Source organism: Glycomyces sp. NPDC049804 (assembly GCF_040674615.1).
GTDB classification, from domain to species: domain Bacteria; phylum Actinomycetota; class Actinomycetes; order Mycobacteriales; family Micromonosporaceae; genus Glycomyces; species Glycomyces niveus.
In genome coordinates this window covers 36,780-53,543 of the sequence record NZ_JBFAMQ010000022.1, presented here as the reverse complement: position 1 = coordinate 53,543, position 16,764 = coordinate 36,780, and the positions used below count along the sequence as shown (strand labels likewise).

20 protein-coding genes are annotated in these 16,764 nt (G+C 68.1%); 15 read left to right on the top strand and 5 right to left on the bottom strand.

Annotated features, from left to right (window positions below):
• Positions 1-509 precede the first annotated feature (509 nt).
• A complete protein-coding gene (locus AB0K52_RS23705; protein ID WP_363536316.1) occupies positions 510-1,163 on the top strand; it encodes a hypothetical protein in 654 nt (217 codons plus the stop codon).
• Between the two features lie 4 nt (positions 1,164-1,167).
• Here AB0K52_RS23705 and AB0K52_RS23700 read toward each other — a convergent pair whose 3' ends face one another.
• Positions 1,168-1,905, bottom strand: coding sequence for a DUF2306 domain-containing protein (locus tag AB0K52_RS23700; RefSeq protein WP_363536314.1), 738 nt, complete (start codon positions 1,903-1,905; stop codon positions 1,168-1,170).
• A gap of 142 nt (positions 1,906-2,047) precedes the next feature.
• On the opposite strand from AB0K52_RS23700, the gene AB0K52_RS23695 reads away from it, so the two are divergent.
• Positions 2,048-2,737: a TetR/AcrR family transcriptional regulator C-terminal domain-containing protein gene (locus AB0K52_RS23695; RefSeq protein ID WP_363536311.1), complete on the top strand. Its 690-nt coding sequence runs from the start codon at positions 2,048-2,050 to the stop codon at positions 2,735-2,737.
• Positions 2,738-2,795: 58 nt separating this feature from the next.
• On the opposite strand, the gene AB0K52_RS23690 is transcribed toward AB0K52_RS23695, so the two are convergent.
• Entirely contained in the window at positions 2,796-3,440 is a 645-nt protein-coding gene (locus AB0K52_RS23690; RefSeq protein ID WP_363536308.1) for a DNA-binding response regulator, read from the bottom strand.
• A gap of 20 nt (positions 3,441-3,460) precedes the next feature.
• Positions 3,461-4,636 carry an ATP-binding protein gene (locus AB0K52_RS23685; RefSeq protein ID WP_363536305.1) on the bottom strand — a complete coding sequence of 392 codons (1,176 nt, stop codon included), beginning with the start codon at positions 4,634-4,636 and terminating at the stop codon, positions 3,461-3,463.
• 159 nt (positions 4,637-4,795) lie between these two features.
• Between AB0K52_RS23685 and AB0K52_RS23680 the strand changes: the two genes are divergently transcribed.
• The 6 genes from AB0K52_RS23680 to AB0K52_RS23655 all read left to right on the top strand — a co-directional run bounded on the left by AB0K52_RS23680 (position 4,796) and on the right by AB0K52_RS23655 (position 8,644).
• Positions 4,796-5,038, top strand: coding sequence for a helix-turn-helix transcriptional regulator (locus AB0K52_RS23680; RefSeq protein WP_363536302.1), 243 nt, complete (start codon positions 4,796-4,798; stop codon positions 5,036-5,038).
• Positions 5,039-5,257: 219 nt separating this feature from the next.
• Entirely contained in the window at positions 5,258-5,506 is a 249-nt protein-coding gene (locus AB0K52_RS23675; RefSeq protein WP_363536322.1) for a hypothetical protein, read from the top strand.
• Positions 5,507-5,667: 161 nt separating this feature from the next.
• Positions 5,668-6,384 (top strand): ABC transporter ATP-binding protein, encoded by a 717-nt coding sequence (locus AB0K52_RS23670; protein WP_363536300.1) that lies wholly within the window; start codon positions 5,668-5,670, stop codon positions 6,382-6,384.
• Positions 6,381-7,910, top strand: a complete 1,530-nt coding sequence (locus AB0K52_RS23665) for a hypothetical protein (RefSeq protein WP_363536297.1) — start codon at positions 6,381-6,383, stop codon at positions 7,908-7,910. The genes AB0K52_RS23670 and AB0K52_RS23665 overlap by 4 nt, the downstream gene beginning before the upstream one ends.
• Entirely contained in the window at positions 7,849-8,124 is a 276-nt protein-coding gene (locus tag AB0K52_RS23660) for a hypothetical protein (protein WP_363536294.1), read from the top strand. The genes AB0K52_RS23665 and AB0K52_RS23660 overlap by 62 nt, the downstream gene beginning before the upstream one ends.
• A 40-nt stretch (positions 8,125-8,164) precedes the next feature.
• Positions 8,165-8,644, top strand: coding sequence for a hypothetical protein (locus tag AB0K52_RS23655; RefSeq protein ID WP_363536292.1), 480 nt, complete (start codon positions 8,165-8,167; stop codon positions 8,642-8,644).
• 113 nt (positions 8,645-8,757) lie between these two features.
• Here AB0K52_RS23655 and AB0K52_RS23650 read toward each other — a convergent pair whose 3' ends face one another.
• Both AB0K52_RS23650 and AB0K52_RS23645 read right to left on the bottom strand, forming a co-directional pair.
• A complete protein-coding gene (locus AB0K52_RS23650) occupies positions 8,758-10,119 on the bottom strand; it encodes a dicarboxylate/amino acid:cation symporter (protein WP_363536289.1) in 1,362 nt (453 codons plus the stop codon).
• Between the two features lie 127 nt (positions 10,120-10,246).
• On the bottom strand, positions 10,247-10,330 hold the full coding sequence (locus AB0K52_RS23645; RefSeq protein WP_363536319.1) for a putative leader peptide: 84 nt from the start codon (positions 10,328-10,330) through the stop codon (positions 10,247-10,249).
• A 114-nt stretch (positions 10,331-10,444) separates the two neighbouring features.
• Between AB0K52_RS23645 and AB0K52_RS23640 the strand changes: the two genes are divergently transcribed.
• The 7 genes from AB0K52_RS23640 to AB0K52_RS23610 all read left to right on the top strand — a co-directional run bounded on the left by AB0K52_RS23640 (position 10,445) and on the right by AB0K52_RS23610 (position 16,730).
• On the top strand, positions 10,445-10,891 hold the full coding sequence (locus tag AB0K52_RS23640) for a CrcB family protein (protein WP_363536286.1): 447 nt from the start codon (positions 10,445-10,447) through the stop codon (positions 10,889-10,891).
• Complete coding sequence (gene crcB, locus AB0K52_RS23635) at positions 10,888-11,250, top strand: fluoride efflux transporter CrcB (protein ID WP_363536283.1); 363 nt, start codon at positions 10,888-10,890, stop codon at positions 11,248-11,250. Before AB0K52_RS23640 ends, crcB begins: the two co-directional genes overlap by 4 nt.
• Before the next feature lie 301 nt (positions 11,251-11,551).
• Positions 11,552-14,047 (top strand): S8 family serine peptidase, encoded by a 2,496-nt coding sequence (locus AB0K52_RS23630; protein ID WP_363536280.1) that lies wholly within the window; start codon positions 11,552-11,554, stop codon positions 14,045-14,047.
• Between the two features lie 349 nt (positions 14,048-14,396).
• Complete coding sequence (locus tag AB0K52_RS23625) at positions 14,397-14,699, top strand: hypothetical protein (RefSeq protein WP_363536277.1); 303 nt, start codon at positions 14,397-14,399, stop codon at positions 14,697-14,699.
• Positions 14,696-15,499 (top strand): hypothetical protein, encoded by an 804-nt coding sequence (locus AB0K52_RS23620; protein WP_363536274.1) that lies wholly within the window; start codon positions 14,696-14,698, stop codon positions 15,497-15,499. Before AB0K52_RS23625 ends, AB0K52_RS23620 begins: the two co-directional genes overlap by 4 nt.
• 137 nt (positions 15,500-15,636) lie before the next feature.
• Positions 15,637-15,966 carry a hypothetical protein gene (locus AB0K52_RS23615; protein WP_363536271.1) on the top strand — a complete coding sequence of 110 codons (330 nt, stop codon included), beginning with the start codon at positions 15,637-15,639 and terminating at the stop codon, positions 15,964-15,966.
• A gap of 215 nt (positions 15,967-16,181) precedes the next feature.
• The gene (locus tag AB0K52_RS23610) at positions 16,182-16,730 is read left to right on the top strand and encodes a hypothetical protein (RefSeq protein WP_363536268.1); all 549 of its coding nucleotides are present in this window, start codon (positions 16,182-16,184) and stop codon (positions 16,728-16,730) included.
• The last annotated feature ends 34 nt before the right edge of the window (positions 16,731-16,764 follow it).

Here is a 16,764-nt window from a genome sequence, read left to right as displayed (position 1 = left end):
CCTACTCGCCACCTGTACGTTTTCCGCATCCCCGTGCGTACTACAAGTATCCCGCGAACCGCCTTCGACCGTCATCACCCACAAGGGCAAAGAACCCTCACATTCCCCGCCCCCGATCCGATGCGACGCAACGCAACAGGCGACGACCAGCCCCGGCGGTCGAGAGTGTCACCGGCCCCGACACCAACCCGCCACCCGCCAACCGACCCGCCCCGACATCCACCTCCTCGTCGCCGCCGCCTTGACGACGAGGCGGACGGATCGCACACCCGCCACCGCGCCTCGCGGTCGCTGACGCGTCGGAGACCGGCACGGGACCGCCCGCTTGGCGGCGTCCCGATAAGGTGGCGGACCGACGCTTGAGAAGGAGGTAACCAATGGGTTACCCACCCCCCGGACCTGCCACGCCCGCACCGAATTACGGCATGCCGCAGCCACCCGGCCACCCTGGTGCGCCGCGGAATGCTCCCGCGTCCGCTCCACCGCCGAAGAAGCGGAAGAGGACCGGGTTGACCGTCGGTCTGGTGATCACCGCGGTCGTCCTCTGCGTGGCGGGCTTCGGCCTCTGGTTCTTCGTAGGCGGCGGTGACGACGTGCTGGCCGGAGTCGAAGACCCCGCCCTGCCGCAGGCCTATGAGCCGCTCGCCGAGCCGTACAGCGGCGAGGGCGTTTTCCAGCCCACGGACGGGTTCGACCTGTGCACGGCCTTCTCGCATCAGGGAATCGAGACAGTACTGCCGGTCACGCGAGCCGATTCCGTCGGGGGAGCCCCCGGAGACCATCAATGCAACATGCACCTCTCGAACAGCGGCGATGGCGTGGGGGACTACAGCTCGCAGGGCGACATCTGGATGCGGGCGAGCGTCCTGGGCTCCGCCGAGGACGCCGCCGACGCGTTCAACGCCTCTTTGGAGGGCCGTGCTGCCAGCGACCCGCAGCCCCATGCCGCAATGGCCGTGGATTCGTTTGTGCTGTTTTACGACGAGCGCAACGGCAAGACCGCCTGGCTGGAGGCCTACAGCGGCAACCTGCTCGTCCAAGCGCAGTTCAACATCAACCGGCCCTACCTCAACCACGGCCCGCCGGAGGTTCCGGACGAGGTGCTGGGGGACGTCCTCGCGGACATCACTAACGAGGCGATGACCGCCCTCGCCGGGGCCTGACCCGTCAGGCCGCCGCGGTCTGCCGCGATCGGCTGTGGCGCTTCGGCTTCCGGTCGAGCCACCACTGGGCGATCATGAGGTTCACGACCCAGCTCATCCAGATGGAGGCGACGGCCGAGTCCTCGATGAGCTGGTCCATGTCGCCGCCGTAGTAGGAGTCCTGGAACGGCAGGAGCGCCACCATGATGACCGCGAACCACACTCGGTTGACCACAATGGAGGTGCAGAGGGCGAAGCTGCGGATCATCCAGCGCCGGTGCTCCTGGAAGCGGCGGCGCCGGGCCGCGACGAGGCCCGCGGCGGTGGTGCCGAACCACAGGAGCGTGAGGAGCACGTTCCCGATCTTGCCGTCCGGGCCGATCACCGACACGATGCTCACGGCGAGGGCGAACAGGCCGGAGGGCAGGACGCCGGCGAAGACGTAGACACGCCCGGAGACGCGGTGGACCTTCGGGTGGTGCCGGCGCAGCCAGGGCCAGACCTGCATGGAGCAGGTGATGATCGCGATCGAGCCGAACAGGATGTGTCCGGAGAGCATCAGGTAGTGCGTCTCGGGGAAGGCGTCCTGGAGTTGGACGAGCGAGTCGCCGGTGTCGAAGGTGAGGTAGGCGGGCAGGCGGGCGGCGACGAAGAGGCCGACGATGACGAAGAGCGGGACGATCCAGGGGCGGCGGTACCACTTCGGTCTCGCTGGCGCGGGCGGCGTCTCGGGGTTCGGGGCGAGGAGGGTGGACTCGGCCATGGGGTCTCCGATCACGGGGATCCGAACGATGCGTATGCGATACGCTAATTAGCGTACCTCATACGCACGAATGAGGCGTGCCATCCGATCCGGGCGCGACGTAGGCTGCGGTGCACGGGACGCGAGCGGAGGGGAAGCGCCAGTGGGACAAGCGGAGTACGACCTGCTCTGGGGCGAGGCGACCCGCGCCGGGCGCGGCCGCCCGGCCGCCCTCAGCCGCGAGCGCATCGTCGCCGAAGCCGTCGCCATCGCCGACGCCGAAGGCCTGCAGAAGGTCTCGATGAAGCACCTGGCCGAACGGCTCGGCAGCGGCGTCATGTCCCTCTACCGCCATGTGCCCGGCAAGGACGAGCTCGTCGTCCTCATGTACGACTCCCTCATGACCGGCCCGCTCCCCTTCGCCGAGGCCGACAACTGGCGGGACGTCCTGCGCCACTGGGGACTCGGCGTGCGCGACCTCTTCACCGCCCACCCGTGGGCGCTCGGCGTCGCCACCGGCGAACGCGCCATGGGGCCCGGCGAGGCCGGCTGGGTCGACGCCGTCATCGGCCGCCTCACCGCCGTCGGCATGCCCGCCGAACTCGGGCTCATCGCCGTGCTCACCGTCGACTGCTTCGCGCTCGGCGCCGTCCGCCCCGAGATAGGCGGCGCCGGCGGCGACACCGAGTTCTTCCAGTTCCTCGCCGACCCGGCCATGCGCGCCCGCTTCCCGAACCTCGCCGCCCTCGCCGAACCCGGCACCGCCGCCGAGGGTTCGATGGAGGACTACTTCGACTTCGGCCTCGAACGCGTCCTCGACGGCCTCGAGAGTTTCATGGAAGCCCAGGGGTGATCGCTACCGAAACCTCCCGATCGCCTTCGGCCAGGGCCGAACGGCGTTGGATCCGCCGTCACTGATGAGGATCGACGGGCCAGAAGTCGACGAGGTCACCGGGTCCGAGGCCGAGGGCGCGCTCGATGTCGCCGGGCGACGTCTCCTGAAGGTACCGGGAGACCGTATCGGTGAGATCCCGCCAATATCCCCGCAGCGTGGATTCCGACAGAAAGAGGAAGCGGCTCAGTTCGGCATAGGTCAGGCCGCGGGCGCGGCCGGCCAGGACCTCGCGCTGCCGGGCCGTCAGGATGGTGAGCGCGCCCCGGCGTGCGAGCACCTCGATCAGGCCCGTGACCGTCGGCGGCGCCACCAGCTCCCCGTCCGCCACCGCCTGGAACGAGAGCTCGGTGTCCTCGAGCGACGACGATTTGGACACCACTCCCAGTGCTCCGGCGGCGAGGCAGGCTGCGAGGACGAACCGGCGTTCCTCCTGCGTGTACACGCACACCCGGTACCCGGCCTCGATGACCTTCCTGATGGCCGCGATGCCCTGGCTGGCACTCGGCTGGAGGGCGTTCGCCAAGTGCAGGTCGAGGATCACGACATCGGCGGTCGGGCGCTCGTCGAGCAGCTCCTCGACATTGCGGTGGACCGATGCGAAGCGCAGCGCGGGCAGCAGGCTCGCGATCGATGCCCGCAGCGCCGTCGCATCGTCCACCATGACGAACCGCGTGGGTGGCATCAGGACTCCTCGCCGTGCGTCTTCGAGTATCGCGCGACCATGGTGACCATGGTGCCCAAGCCGGGCATGCTCGTCACCTCGGTGGTCACCCCGAAGGTCGAGAGCTGGTCGATGACGACCTGGCGCAGGCCGACCCCGTAGGTCTCCGGGGCCGGCTCGAATCCGATGCCGTCATCGTGCACGGTCACCGCCCAGCCCGCGCCGTCGGCGGACTCCTCGGCGTGGACCACCACCTGCTCGGCTTTGGCATGCTGGCGGACGTTCAGGAGCAGACTGCGCAGGGCCGCGGCGAGATCGGCGGCGAGACCGGGTTCGAGACGCACCCCGATGGCGAGGTCGGCGACGACGGTCAGGGGCATGTCGGAGTGCTCTTCACCGATCGAGGCCACCAGCGCCGCCAGGTCGGTCCGTTCGTCGTCGGCGCGGGGCGCCCCGCGCAGATAAGCGCGCATCCGGTTGGCCTCGGCTTCGGCCTGCACCCGCAGCCGCTTGCGCGTGGTCTCGTCCGCGGACTCGTCGGAGAGCAGCCGCAGCAGCGCGGTGCCATTATGGACGGCAAGTTTGGCGCGGCGCTCCTCCTCCTCGCGGGCGATGCGCGCGGCGTAATCGCGGGCCTCGTCCGCCTTGTCGCCCAGGCGGAGGATGACGCCGGCGCAGATCCAGGTGAACGGACCGAGAGCGAGCAGGGTGAGCAGGTTGCCGACCGCGGTGGGGACGCCGGCGGTGTTCTGGACCGTGGGAGCCAGGTACACGGACTCGGCCGCGGCCAGCGCGACGAACAGCGCCGTGTACATCTTCGGGCTGCGAACGCCCGCAAGCGAACAGGCGATGCACAGCGTGTAGGCCATCTGGAAGCCCTCCCAGGTTCCGAAGCGGAGCGCGGGCGGCACCGTCCAGAGCCCGGCGACCAGCAGTCCTACCGACACCGCTACATCGAGGACCGCGATCCGGGGCCCAGGGGCCTTCCGGCGGGCGATGGCGACTGCGGCGACACCGATCAGCATGCCCAGCGCCGCGGTCCAGCTGACCGCGGCCAGCAGCGGATGTTCGGTCCGGCTCAGGGCGAGGGGGGCGGACGGCACCATCTGGATCAGCGTGGCGAGGCGAAAGCCGCCGACGAAGTACGCCACCAGACGCTGGGCTTCGAAACGGGTGGAGCCGATCGGTTCGGGCACCGGTCCATTTTGGCTCCCCGGTGCCAGGGGCGCCGGGCCGCCTCCGCGAAGACTGCGGATTCGTTGGTATCGGTACCGGCACAGACGGTTCTAGCCTGAGGTAATTGAGGGCGAAACGCCCGTCCTCGACTTCCCGACACCCCACCTTAGGGAAACGCAATGCAGATAGAGCCAGTGCACAACGACACCATCAGCTATCTGACCCCACGTCAGCGCAAGGTGATCGCCTGTATCGCGCAAGGCATGTCGAACGGCGACATCGCGAGCGCCCTGTTCATTTCGCTCAGCACGGTCGAACGGGAGGTGCGGCGCGCCTGCAAGACGCTTCGCGTCGCCAACCGGGCCGAACTCGCGGCGATCGCCGCGGTTCGAGGACTGATCGCCGTTCGGAGATCAAGTTGAAGGGGAACCGTCGCGGATCGACGGCGTCCCCGCAGTGCATCCGCGACCGCTTGACCGCACTGCGCTAGCGCCATCACCATCGAAGAGGGCGCGGGACGAAGGTCCGGCCCCGCGGCCCCGAGTAGCCGGATCAGCTCGACGGCTGACGCGATGCGCAAGGGCCGCAACCAGTTTCCTCAGGATCCCCAACGAAAGAAAGGCATCATCATGACTGAGCTCATGACACTGTTCGGCGCCAAGGCCGCCACATCCGGCGCCGCGCTGGTGGAGAAGGCCAAGGAGCGTTTCGACAACGCGCTCGTCCGCTATGACGCGTGGTTCCTCGTGCTCGTCGCCGTTCTCCTCGCGCTCGGCGCGACGATCCTGCTCGGCATGGCCATCTGGTGCGTCGTGAACCAGAAGGGCCGGTTCTCCGGCTCGTGGCACTGGGCGAACGGCTGGACCATCAGCATGGAGTGCATCCGGTAGAGGGACGCACCCCATGTACTGACGCTGTCAGTGTCGAACAGTGAGGGGTTCGTCCGCTCCGGTGCCGAGAAGCGCCGTGCCTGGCGCGATCGACTTCGTCCGGACGGGCGGACCTCTCCACTCCCATGCTAACCGACAGGCATCAGAAGGGGAAGCAGCACGTGAACGACCTTGAGATCACCGGCCTCAGCTATTCCTACGGGCGCGACGTGAAGGCCCTGGACGACGTCGGCTTCTCCGTTCCGCGCGGATCGATCGTGGGACTGCTGGGCCCCAACGGGTCGGGCAAGTCGACGCTCATCAAGAACGTGTTCGACCTGCTGCAGTCGCAGTCCGGATCGATCACAGTCGCCGGCGCCCCTCACACCACTTCGCAGGCCAAGCGGGAAGCGATCTACCTGTCCAGCAACGACTATCTTCCCGAGTTCCTCACCGCCGCCGAATACGCGGCCATGATCGCCAGGTTCTACGATCTCGAAGTCGAGCACGACCTCGCCCGCGAGCTCTTCTCCGAGTTCTCTATGGACGGACGCTACGACGACCTGATCGAGAACTACTCGCACGGCATGAGGAAAAAAGCCCAGCTCATGGTGGCGCTGCTGGTGCGCCGCCGCCTCACCGTCATCGACGAGACCCTCAACGGCATCGACATCGAGGCCCTGCACCTGGCCGAGAAGGAACTGGCGGGGCTTCGCGACGAAGGACTGTCGGTGCTGCTGTGCACCCACGACTTCCCCGTGCTCGAACGGCTCGCCGACGAGATCGTGTTCCTCGACCACGGGCGCACCGTCTACAACGCGCCGACCTCCGCACTCGTCGCCGAACACGGTTCGCTCGAGCGCATGGTCTACGACTACCTCGAATCGGGCGACCGGTGAACGTCGGCGTGCGGCAGTCGGCGAGGTTGGCCGGACTGCTGCTGCTGTTCTTCCGCCGGCGAGTGCTACGGGTGGGCCTCCTCCGCTCCCGGACCGTCCGAACGGCCGCCGCGGCCCTGGCCCTCGTCTTCTTCGGCGTGCTGTGCGCGGCGGCGTACCAGTTCCTGGAACCCCTGGCCCTCACCCGGGAGCTGTGGGACCTGATGTTCGAGATCGGCACCGTCTCGCTCGTCATCTGGGCGATGGGCGCGTTCCTGGTCGTCAAGGTCCTGTTCATCAACGCGGCGGACATGCTGGAGCTGTCCTACCAGCTCCCGGTCACCAACCGCGAGCGCGCGCTGGCGTTCCTCATGTACGAGGCCGCCATCACCGCCATCGTCGTCGCGCTGGGGTTCTCGGCGCTCGCGGTGACCTCGGTCGCGCTCCTGGGCCTCGAAGCGCTCCCCCACCTCCTGACCGCGTTCGTCATCCCCGCCGCGATCGTCTACTTGGGACTGAGTGTGCTGCACCATCTGCTGGTGCGGGTCTGGACCTTCCTCCGGCTCGGGAACATCGCCGGCCTCCTCTCCGTGATCGCGCTGTTCATGCTGCTCGTCCTGTACTCGACGACAATGAACGACACCGTCTTCGCGATCACGGACGACTACTTCGAAGGAGGCGGCGCGTTCCAGTGGCAGTCCGCGGTCTCGTGGTTCTGGGGGCACAGCCCGGTGCTAACCGGGGCGGGTTCCCTGGCCGCGATCGCCGTCCTGATCGGCGTGAACCTGGTCTTGACGCCGAACCAGTACGTCCGCCAGTCCAAGTTCCTGGCGGTGTTCACCGGTCGCCACGCCCGCCACGTCCTCCACCCCTACGACTACTGCCTGTTCCGCAACTCGCAGACAGCGGTCGCCGCAGTCATCGCCGTCGCGCTGTTCGCCTACCTGCTCCTCGGAGGCGGCGAGACGAATCCGATGTGGAGCCTGGCGGCACTGTCGACGGCGGGCCTCTACCACTACTCGGGCACCGAGCCGCTTCGCAGGCTGCCGGTCTCGACGCGTTCCGCGCCGGCCGTCTACGCGCGGCTCGTCAAGGGCCAGGCCATGCTGCTCGCCGCGTTCGCCGTACCGGAGTTCCTGATCGGAGCGATCGTCGATCCCGCACGGATGGGCGACTCGGCTCTGGCGCTGCTCGGTGCGGCCTCGGGCATGGTCCTGGCCGTCTGGGTCTCCGTCGTGTTCCCGTCGGAGAAGAACAACCCGTTCTCCGTCCTGCTCGGCATCGCCTGCGCTGCGGTCATATTCGGCCTCATCGTCATCGGACTGGGCATGCTGCGCCTTCCGGCACCGGTCACACAGCTGATTCTCGCCGTCTGCGGCCTGGCGGTCATCGCCCACTCGATCATCGAGATCCACGACAACGAAATGAGAAGGAGACACAGTGAAGACGATCAGAATCGTCCTGGTCTCGCTGGGGAGTTCCCTGGTGATCACCGCGACGGCGACCGTGGTGGCCCTGATGCTGCTCATGTTCTCGACCAGCGGTGACGAACCGATCCGCAAGACCGGGCTGTTCGGCGCCGTGTTCTTCGAGGTCACCGAAGCCACCGCCGACACGACGAACGTGACGATGGGCGTGGGCGGGGCCGTTCCGCTGGCCGTGATCTTCGTAGCGGTCGCGGGCTTCATCGCTCTGGTCCAGGTGATTCTCGGCGGGCTCCGGACCCGCCGCCGCCAGCTCCTGGCGCAACGGAGTGAGTAGGCTCGCCGCCGGCACGCGCTCCGGACTTCCCCTCCGGAGCGTGGCGCTGGCGGTGGCGGGGCAGCTCTGGCCGCTGCTGCTGTTCGTCTCGCTGGCCCTGGGGACGGCGGCCGCTTGGGCGGCGGGCACCGGCGACACCACGCAGCTGCCGCTGGCGGGGTGGATCTTCGCCGCCGCCGTCGCAGGACTGACGGCGTCCTTCACGCTTCACGAATGCGCCCATGCCGCTGTTCTGGGTCGCATCGCCACCGTTTCGGAGGTGTCGATCGAGCGCACCTTGGGGCGCGTCTCGCTGATCCCGCACGGGCACATGACCGGACGGCAGGCGGCGGCGGTGGCCGTCTCGGGTCCGGTCGCCTGCGCGGCCGTCGGCGCGGTGCTCGCCGTGCCGGAGGCGACCCGCCCGCTCTCCTGGTGGTATCTCGGCCATGGGCTGTTCCTGCTGCCGGTCTTCGGCGACGGGATCGCCCTCGTTAAGGGGCTGCTGGCCGGATCGCGCCGGATCGACCTCGCGCCTTGACCCGTCCGCTCGTTCGCCGCAGCCCTGCCTGCACGGCATGGACTTTCAAGGCGAAACGGGGGCCGGCCCTTGTGCGGACCGGCCCCCGATCTTTCAGGAGAGAGAGAAAAGCCTTAAGCGGGCTGCAGCGCGGGCTCGCCCTTGCGCGGCGGCTCCTCCGAGCCGTCGAGCCCAGTGCCGCCGAACGCCGACTCGGCGTCGAGCGGGACCGGCTTGGCGTCGTACACCTCGCGGTCGAGGAGCTTCTCAGACTTCGCCACGATCACCGGCACCACCATCTGCCCGGTCACGTTCGTGGCCGTGCGGATCATGTCCATGATCGGGTCGATCGCCAGCAGCAGGCCCACGCCCTCGAGCGGCAGGCCCAGCGTCGACAGGGTCAGCGTCAGCATCACGGTCGCGCCGGTCAAACCCGCCGTCGCGGCCGAGCCGATCACCGAGACGAACGCGATGAGCAGGTAGTCCTGCACGCCCAGCGGCACGTTGTACACCTGCGCCACGAAGATCGCGGCGATCGCCGGGTAGATCGCGGCGCAGCCGTCCATCTTCGTCGTCGCCCCGAACGGCGACGCGAACGACGCGTAGTTGCGGTCCACGCCGAGGCGGTCGGTGACGATCCGCTGCGCCAGCGGCAGCGTGCCCACCGACGAGCGCGACACGAACGCGAACTGGATCGCCGGCCACGCCTTGCGGAAGAACTGCACCGGCGAGACCTTCGCGACCAGGCGCAGGAGCACCGGGTAGACCACGAGCATCACGATGAGCGCGCCCACGTAGATGTCGATGCTGAACACCGCGAGCGGCTCCAGCAGGTCCCAGCCGTACGCGAACACCGCGTTGCCGATGAGCGCCGCGGTGCCGATGGGCGCCAAGCGGATCACCCACCACAGGGCCTTCTGGATCAGCGCCAGCGCCGACTCGTTGAACTTCAGGAACGGCTCGGCCTTGGGGCCGAGCTTCGCGGCGGCCGCGCCGACGACGATCGCGACGAACACGATCTGCAGCACGTTGACGTTCACGAACGCGTCGACCACGTTCGTGGGGATGATCCCGGTCAGGAAGTCCGTCCACGACCCGGTGGTCTCCGGGGCGGCGGCCGGGCTCGTGAGGGTCACGCCCTCGCCGGGGTCGGTGGTGAGGCCGATCGCGAGGCCGATGCCGACCGCGATGGCCGAGGTGAGCGCGAACCAGCCGAGGGTCTTGGCGACCAGGCGGCCCGCGTTCGCGAGGTTGCGCAGGTTGGCGATCGAGGCGACGATCGCGGTGAAGACCAGGAACGGGACGATGAGGAACAGCAGCTGCACGAACAGCGAGCCGACCGTCTCGAGGGTGGTGCCGAGCCAGGCCAGGGACCATTCGCGGGCCGCGAAGCCCAGGACGAGGCCGAGGGCGAGGCCGATCAGGAGCTGCCACGCGAACGGGATCTTGAACCGCTTGCGCTGCTTGGTGTCGTTTGCTTCCGCGGTTGCGGACATGGTGAACCTCTTGGATTCTGGGCGTGCAAGGGCACGCCCTGCTGCTTTTTCGGGAACGCTGGGGTGGGCTCAAGGCCAGCGGAAAGAAAGGGAGTCATCGGCGAGCCCGCCGGTGAAGAGGTTCGGGCTAACGACAGAGCACGGTGGAGACGCGGCAGAGATCGATGTGAAGTCTGCGCGTCAGATCCTGGAACGTGGTCGTGTAGCTCATCGCCTGACCACGTTAGCGGTCCTCGCATATCGGGCGCAAGGACCAGTGAGTGATCGCATACGGCACGCGCCTAGGGAATAACGGCGGGTCCGCAGGTCACGCTAGATTCAGGGCGTGTCCGATTCAGCGCCCGCGCGTCCGCCCCTGCGCCGCTTGCTCCGCTCCGTCTCCAAGCCCGCCCTCGCCGCGGTCGCGGCCGGCGGCGCGATCGGCGCGCTCGCCCGCTACGGGCTCACCGCGGCCTTTCCGACCGAGCCCGGCTCGTTCGACCTGGCGACCTTCATCGCCAACACGGTCGGCGGCCTGCTCATCGGCGTCCTCATGATCCTCGTGACCGAGGTCGCGCCCGGCCTGAGCATGATCCGGCCGTTCGTGGGCGTCGGCATCCTCGGCGGCTTCACCACCTTCTCCACGTACATCGTCGACATCGGCCGCGCCGCGAACGCCGGGGCCACGCTGCTCGCGGTCGTGTACGCGTTCGCGACCATGGCCGCGGCGTTGGGGGCCGCCGCGCTCGGCATGTACGCGACCCGCAGGCTCCTCCTGCGGAGGCGCGCATGACGCTCATGCTCATCGCGCTCGGCGCGGCGGTCGGCGCACCGGCACGCTTCCTCACCGACCTGGTAGTCGCCCACTACGCGGGCCGATTTCTCCCCTGGGGCACGTTGGCGGTCAACGTGTTCGGCTCCGGCCTCGCGGTGTTCCTCGTGGTGGCCGTCGCCGACCCGGGCTGGTCCGCGCTGCTCGTCACGGGCTTCTGCGGGGCGCTCACCACGTACTCGACCCTCTCGTACGAGACGCTGCGGCTGGTCGAGGAGGGGCGGTGGCGCCACGCGGTGTGGAACATGGCCGCGAACCTCGCGGGCGGCCTCGGCGCGGGCCTGGCCGGCTTCGGCCTCGCGCACCTGATCACCGGCTGAGCGACGGCCGCATCCGGATCACGGGCCTCCGAATGTCAGACCCTGATGCGACCGTGGTCTTTTTCGGTTGGTCGGAGGCGGATGCGGGTGGGAAGGGGCATGCCCTACGGCCCGTGGCACACCGCCCCGCCGCCAGACCGCCCCCGCCGATGCCCTCGTCCCGACACGCGACCCGCCCCAGGCGGCAAATCCCCCGTTCGGGCAGCCCCATGCCCCACGATCGAGGTCCTGCCATAGCTGTCGGCCGGGGCGCCCGGGCTTCCGCGGCGTCCCGGCCGGCACGACTCGAAAGGGACCCCTGATGCCGGGCTTCAGCGCACACCCGCGCCCGCGAATCGACCGCCGCGCCATTCGGCCGACCATAGCCGCCGCGATCGCCCTGCCCCTGCTGGTCGCTTCGGCGCCGGTCTCGGGCGCGGACGCCGACCCGGCCCAGGTCTGGCTCGTGGAACTCGCGCCCGGCGCGAACGCCGCCGCCCTCGAAGCCACGTCGCTCGGGCTCGACTACACGGTCCGCCATGACTTCTCGCGCGTGTGGAACGGCGTCTCGGTCGAGGCCGACCCGGCGACGGCCCGCCGCCTCGAACGCCTCGACCTCGTCGAAGAGGTGTGGTCGGACCGGTTCGTGATGGGCCCGGCCCGGGTCAGCGCATCATCCGACCCGCAACCCGAACTGGCCCAGGCGATCCAGACCACGCGCGCGGCGGACGCGCACGCCCGCGGCATCACCGGCGAGGGCGTCAAGGTCGGCGTCATCGACACCGGCATCGACTACACCCACCCCGACCTGGGCGGCTGCTTCGGCTCCGGCTGCCGGGTCGCCTACGGCACCGACTTCGTCGGCGACGACTTCGACTCCGACGACCCCGAGCACGACGAGGTCGTCCCCGACGCCGACCCGTCCGACTGCGGCGGCCACGGCACGCATGTGGCGGGCATCGTGGGCGCGGACGGCAAGGTCACCGGCGTCGCCCCCGACGTCGAGTTCGGGGCCTACAAAGTGTTCGGCTGCAGCGGCTCCACCAGTTCCGAGGTCATCATGCAGGCCCTCGAAGCGGCGCTCGAGGACGGCATGGACGTCGTCAACCTCTCGCTCGGCCAGTCGTTCCAGTGGCCGGGCTACCCCACCGCGCAGGCGGCTGACACGCTCGTCGAAGAAGGCGTCACGGTCGTCGCCTCGATGGGCAACGACGGCGAGGCAGGCGTCTTCTCCGGCTCAGCGCCCGGCGTCGGCTCCGAGGTGATCGGCGTGGCCTCCACGGACAACCCGCAGCAGCGCATGGACGCCGCGTTCGTCCCGGCCCTGGACCGCAGCATCGGCTACCGCTCCATTGCGGACACTCCCGAGCCTTCGGCCGCGACCGACCCCCTCGTGTGGTTCGGCCGCGCCTGCGCCGACGACGCCTCGGAAGGCGACGTCGCCGGGAAGGCCGCGCTCATCATCCGCGGCACCTGCACGTTCAAGGAGAAGTACGCGCGGGCCATCGCCGAGGGCGCCACCAGCGTCGTCATCTTCAACGACCGCTCCGGCCCCTTCGGCGGCGGCGGCATCGAGGACGCCACCGTCCCGGCCATCGCGCTCACCGACACCGACGGCGAAGACCTCCGCGACCTGGCCTCCATCGGCAAGGCCCCGGTCCTCGAGTTCAACGGCGAGACGGTGCTGGTCGACATGCCGCGCGGCGGCTTCGCGTCCTCGTTCACCGCTTACGGACCCTCGCCCGACCTGTCGCTCAAGCCCGACCTGACCGCGCCCGGCGGCGGCATCTGGTCGACGGTCCCGGTCGCCGACGGCTCGTACGAATCCCTGTCGGGCACTTCGATGTCGAGCCCGCACGTGGCGGGAGCGGCCGCGCTGCTCATCGACGACGACCCGAACCTGCGACCTCGCGACATCCGCACCCGCCTGGCCAACTCCGCCAAACCCGTCCTGTGGGGCGACAATCCCGACCTGGGCGAACTCGAAGCGGCCCACCGCCAAGGCACCGGCGTCATCGACGTGATCGACGCCCTCGACGCGAAGGCCTGCCTCTACCCGACCGGCGTCAACACCGGCGACGGCACCGCGCCGCGCACCTTCGAACTCCAGCTCACGTCCCGCGACACCGCCGTCCGCACCTACGAGCTCACCCACGCATCCACCATCGCCACCACGGGCGACGAACGCGACCCCGGCTTCAACGCCGCCGAACCGAAGGTGACCTTCGAGCCGAAGACCCTCGACCTGTTCCCGGGCCAGACCGCGAAGATCAAAGTCACCGTCGAACCCAGCGCCGACCTGCCCCTCGGCAGCGTCTTCGGCGGCCGCATCACCGCCCGCCCGGACGCCGGCGAGTCCCTGACCGCCGTCTACTCCGGCTACCAGGGCGACTACCTGTCGATTCCCGTCCTCGAACACCCGGAGTTCCCGCGCCTCGCCGCCATCGTCGGCCAGGACCCGGTCACCCACGAGTTCGACTACCGCGACCTCGAAGAGAGCGAGACCTTCAGCCTCCAAGACCCGGCCCTCGCGGCCCTCGTCTACCTCGGACACCAGGTCGCCGCCCTCGAGATCACCGCCGAGAACACCAAGACCGGTCAAACCGTCATCTGGGAGCGCCAGCACTACCTCCAGCGCTCCCCCGGCCCCGACGACGCCATGGGCATCCACCTCAGGGACCTCATCGCCGAACGCCCGAACGCCTTCGAGCCCGGCCAATGGACCCTCAACATCAAGGTCCTCAAAGCCCTCGGCGACGAGTCGAACCCGTCCCACTGGGAACACTGGCAATCCCCGACGTTCACCCTGACCGAGTGACCGCAAGGTGCGCCCCGCCGCAAGAGTTCCGGTGGGGCGCACCTGCTTCGCAGTCACCCGCATTTCGCCCGTACCGCACCACGGGTCACCATCCACTAACATGAACCAAGTCAACAATCCCATCAAACCCCCTTAAGTCGAACGCTTCCCACTCCACGCCCCGGCCGGACCAACGCCGTTCCGCCTCCCGCCCGCGATCCCCGGGAGTCCCCCTCGAAATATCGACTCCGAAGCAACCCGCGAAGTCGCCACCAACGACGTCCCCGCACTGGCCGACGCCTACGAGCACCTCGAACAGCTCATAGTCGACGCCGGCGGCTACCTGAACGGCTCCGGCGTTTCCGAAGAGATGTCGACCGACTTCACCGACTACCATCTCCTACTGCGCAACGCGGTCGTAGAGTCGCGCCAGAACTACGAAGACCTCAGCACTGCCTTGGAGCAGATCGCGGACGACGACGAACGCACCGAGGGCGAGATCTCCGCGACACTCGGGGCCTTGGCCGAAGAGACCGAAGGTGCTTTCAGCGCCGAGGGATACACCACGATGGTCGAAGGCCAGCACGGTGATTCGCTGACCGAGGCGCCCAGCGAGTTCGACAAACACCTTGCCCCCGAGACCGAGACGCGCGGGGAAGGGGTGGCCCTATGAGCTTCTGGGATGAGGTCGCCGAGACCGCCGAGGGCCTGGTCACCGACCCGGTCGGCACCGTGTCTGACAGTGTCTCCGAGGCGGGCCAAGCTTTCGAGTGGGCCGGGAACGAGTTCCAGGAGCAATTCCTGCAGCCGGAAGAAGGCACCTTCACTCCGGCTCCACCGCAGCCGGAAGGCCCCTATGACCAGACCGGCGTCCCGACGAAGCCAGAGATCATGGATTTCGTCGACGGGTTCGAGCCGCCGGTGCGCGATGCGATGGCCCGCGAGTTCGCGAAGGAGCTCTACCCGGGGTACGCGGGGTACATCGACATGTCGAAGGATCAGTGGGAGCAGCAGAAGTCAGCGTTCGGCGACGACATCACCATCGGCGGGGACGGCTGGGGCTCGGAAACCTACACGGCGTTCAAGTGGTACGACGAGATCGAGATGGTCCTGCCCACTGTGGAGGGCATGAACTACTACCGGATGCAGGACCCGATCGGACCCGACCCCGAGACGATGATCGGCGAAATCGCGCTCGCAGGGGAGGCGCGGTCGGGGATGCTGGTCGGCGATCTTCGCACGGCGTGTGAGGAAGCGCTGAAGTTCCACGATCTCGACGGTATTTCCATACCGCGAAGGCGCACTCGGGCCTGTACGCGGCGTTCGTGTCGGCCCAGAGTGACCTGTCGGGCGCCATCGCCCACATCGAGGCACTGGGTGCGGACTGGGAAGGCGATGACGCCGATCAGTTTCGGATCCAATATGCGGGATCCGTCCGTACGGCGCTTGATAGGCATGCCGCCATCGCACTGAACCTCAGTAGGGGCGCTGACTCTGATCTTGGGCTCCAGGTCGCCCCGCACTTCTCGATAGCCGGTGTTCTTCGGGCCGGACAGAAACGGATCGACGAACTTTCGGTGCGACGGCTCTTCGGAGACAAAGGCATCAGTGTGCTCACCGCAGCGAGCACCATCGGCGGCATCGTAGGGTTGTATCCAGTGCTGAGCACCGGAGTCGCGATGGCGATCGGCTTGAGCGGTCTCGCAATGACCGCCGCCAGCTCGGCGGGGGCGGATGCCAAGCTGAACCCGAAGACCGAGCTCATTCCTTCCAGTGAAGACATCCGGGAGATCATGACCACGATGACCGAGGGCATCAGGCAAGTCGCCGAGGACGATTCAGTGCTTCGTAAGGACTGTGCCGCCCAGATCAGAACCCTCTCCAGCGCAGACTTCAATCTGACAGGGAGCAACGATCTGGTACCAGGAAGCGGGTACTGAAGGTGACAAGGTTTCCTCGACTGATCGCAGGAGTCGCAGCGGCTGCTTGCGCAACGATCTTCGTGGCTGGATGTACCCCTGAGGCCGAGGATGTGCCCCGAAATGAGACGCCGGAGCAGGAGAGCGCTTCGCCCGCTACTCCTGTGCCCCCCGATCCGCAGTCTTTCCAAGAGCGCGCTTCACAGATGGCGAACTGGGAAAACACTTGCGACGCCATGGATCTCGCGCCCCTTGCCGACCAGTTCGGGGAGGTCGAAGCCGTCGAGTACCAGCCCGGGGACTCCTATCGACCCGAAGGCCTCTGGAACGGCTCCTGCGTGATCTGGCTTGAACTGAACGACGGAAACACGATCGATGCGGTGTACCTGCACATTGAAGCGTTCGAAACCAATACGCTCGCTTTCGAATACTTCCACAAACTGGTGATCAAAACTCCCGAGATCTTCAGCGATACGGCAGTCGACCAGGAATTCAGTCTCGGATCGGACTCGGATTGGATCGAGTCGCGCGTCACCGCTCAGGAAACTCCGACCGTGCAGTCCGCTCAAAGGGCCCAGGCGAGCGCAGCGCTGCTCGGAGACTTCTACACCATTCAGCTATTGGTGCGGTTCCGCCCGGGCGAGGTCAACCGCACCGACTGCGGGCCCGGGGCCTCCGAGGACTGCACCATGACGGCAACGACCATGGCCGAGTTCATGGCGACCAGCGGGTTTCTTGAAGATGTGCATGCCGGCATCGAAGCCTCAATCGAGGCCGGGGCGTGAGTGCCGGGTGTGCCGACGGATTGATCCGGCGGCG

Excerpts from the sequence above, each read along its gene's own strand:
- AB0K52_RS23700 (WP_363536314.1), bottom strand. The coding sequence starts at position 1,905 with ATGGCCGAGTCCACCCTCCTCGCCCCGAACCCCGAGACGCCGCCCGCG.
- AB0K52_RS23690 (WP_363536308.1), bottom strand. The coding sequence starts at position 3,440 with ATGGTGGACGATGCGACGGCGCTGCGGGCATCGATCGCGAGCCTGCTG.
- AB0K52_RS23680 (WP_363536302.1), top strand. The coding sequence starts at position 4,796 with ATGCAGATAGAGCCAGTGCACAACGACACCATCAGCTATCTGACCCCA.
- AB0K52_RS23675 (WP_363536322.1), top strand. The coding sequence starts at position 5,258 with ATGACACTGTTCGGCGCCAAGGCCGCCACATCCGGCGCCGCGCTGGTG.
- AB0K52_RS23650 (WP_363536289.1), bottom strand. The coding sequence starts at position 10,119 with ATGTCCGCAACCGCGGAAGCAAACGACACCAAGCAGCGCAAGCGGTTC.
- AB0K52_RS23645 (WP_363536319.1), bottom strand. The coding sequence starts at position 10,330 with ATGAGCTACACGACCACGTTCCAGGATCTGACGCGCAGACTTCACATC.
- crcB (WP_363536283.1), top strand. The coding sequence starts at position 10,888 with ATGACGCTCATGCTCATCGCGCTCGGCGCGGCGGTCGGCGCACCGGCA.
- AB0K52_RS23630 (WP_363536280.1), top strand. The coding sequence starts at position 11,552 with ATGCCGGGCTTCAGCGCACACCCGCGCCCGCGAATCGACCGCCGCGCC.
- AB0K52_RS23625 (WP_363536277.1), top strand. The coding sequence starts at position 14,397 with ATGTCGACCGACTTCACCGACTACCATCTCCTACTGCGCAACGCGGTC.
- AB0K52_RS23620 (WP_363536274.1), top strand. The coding sequence starts at position 14,696 with ATGAGCTTCTGGGATGAGGTCGCCGAGACCGCCGAGGGCCTGGTCACC.
- AB0K52_RS23610 (WP_363536268.1), top strand. The coding sequence starts at position 16,182 with ATGGATCTCGCGCCCCTTGCCGACCAGTTCGGGGAGGTCGAAGCCGTC.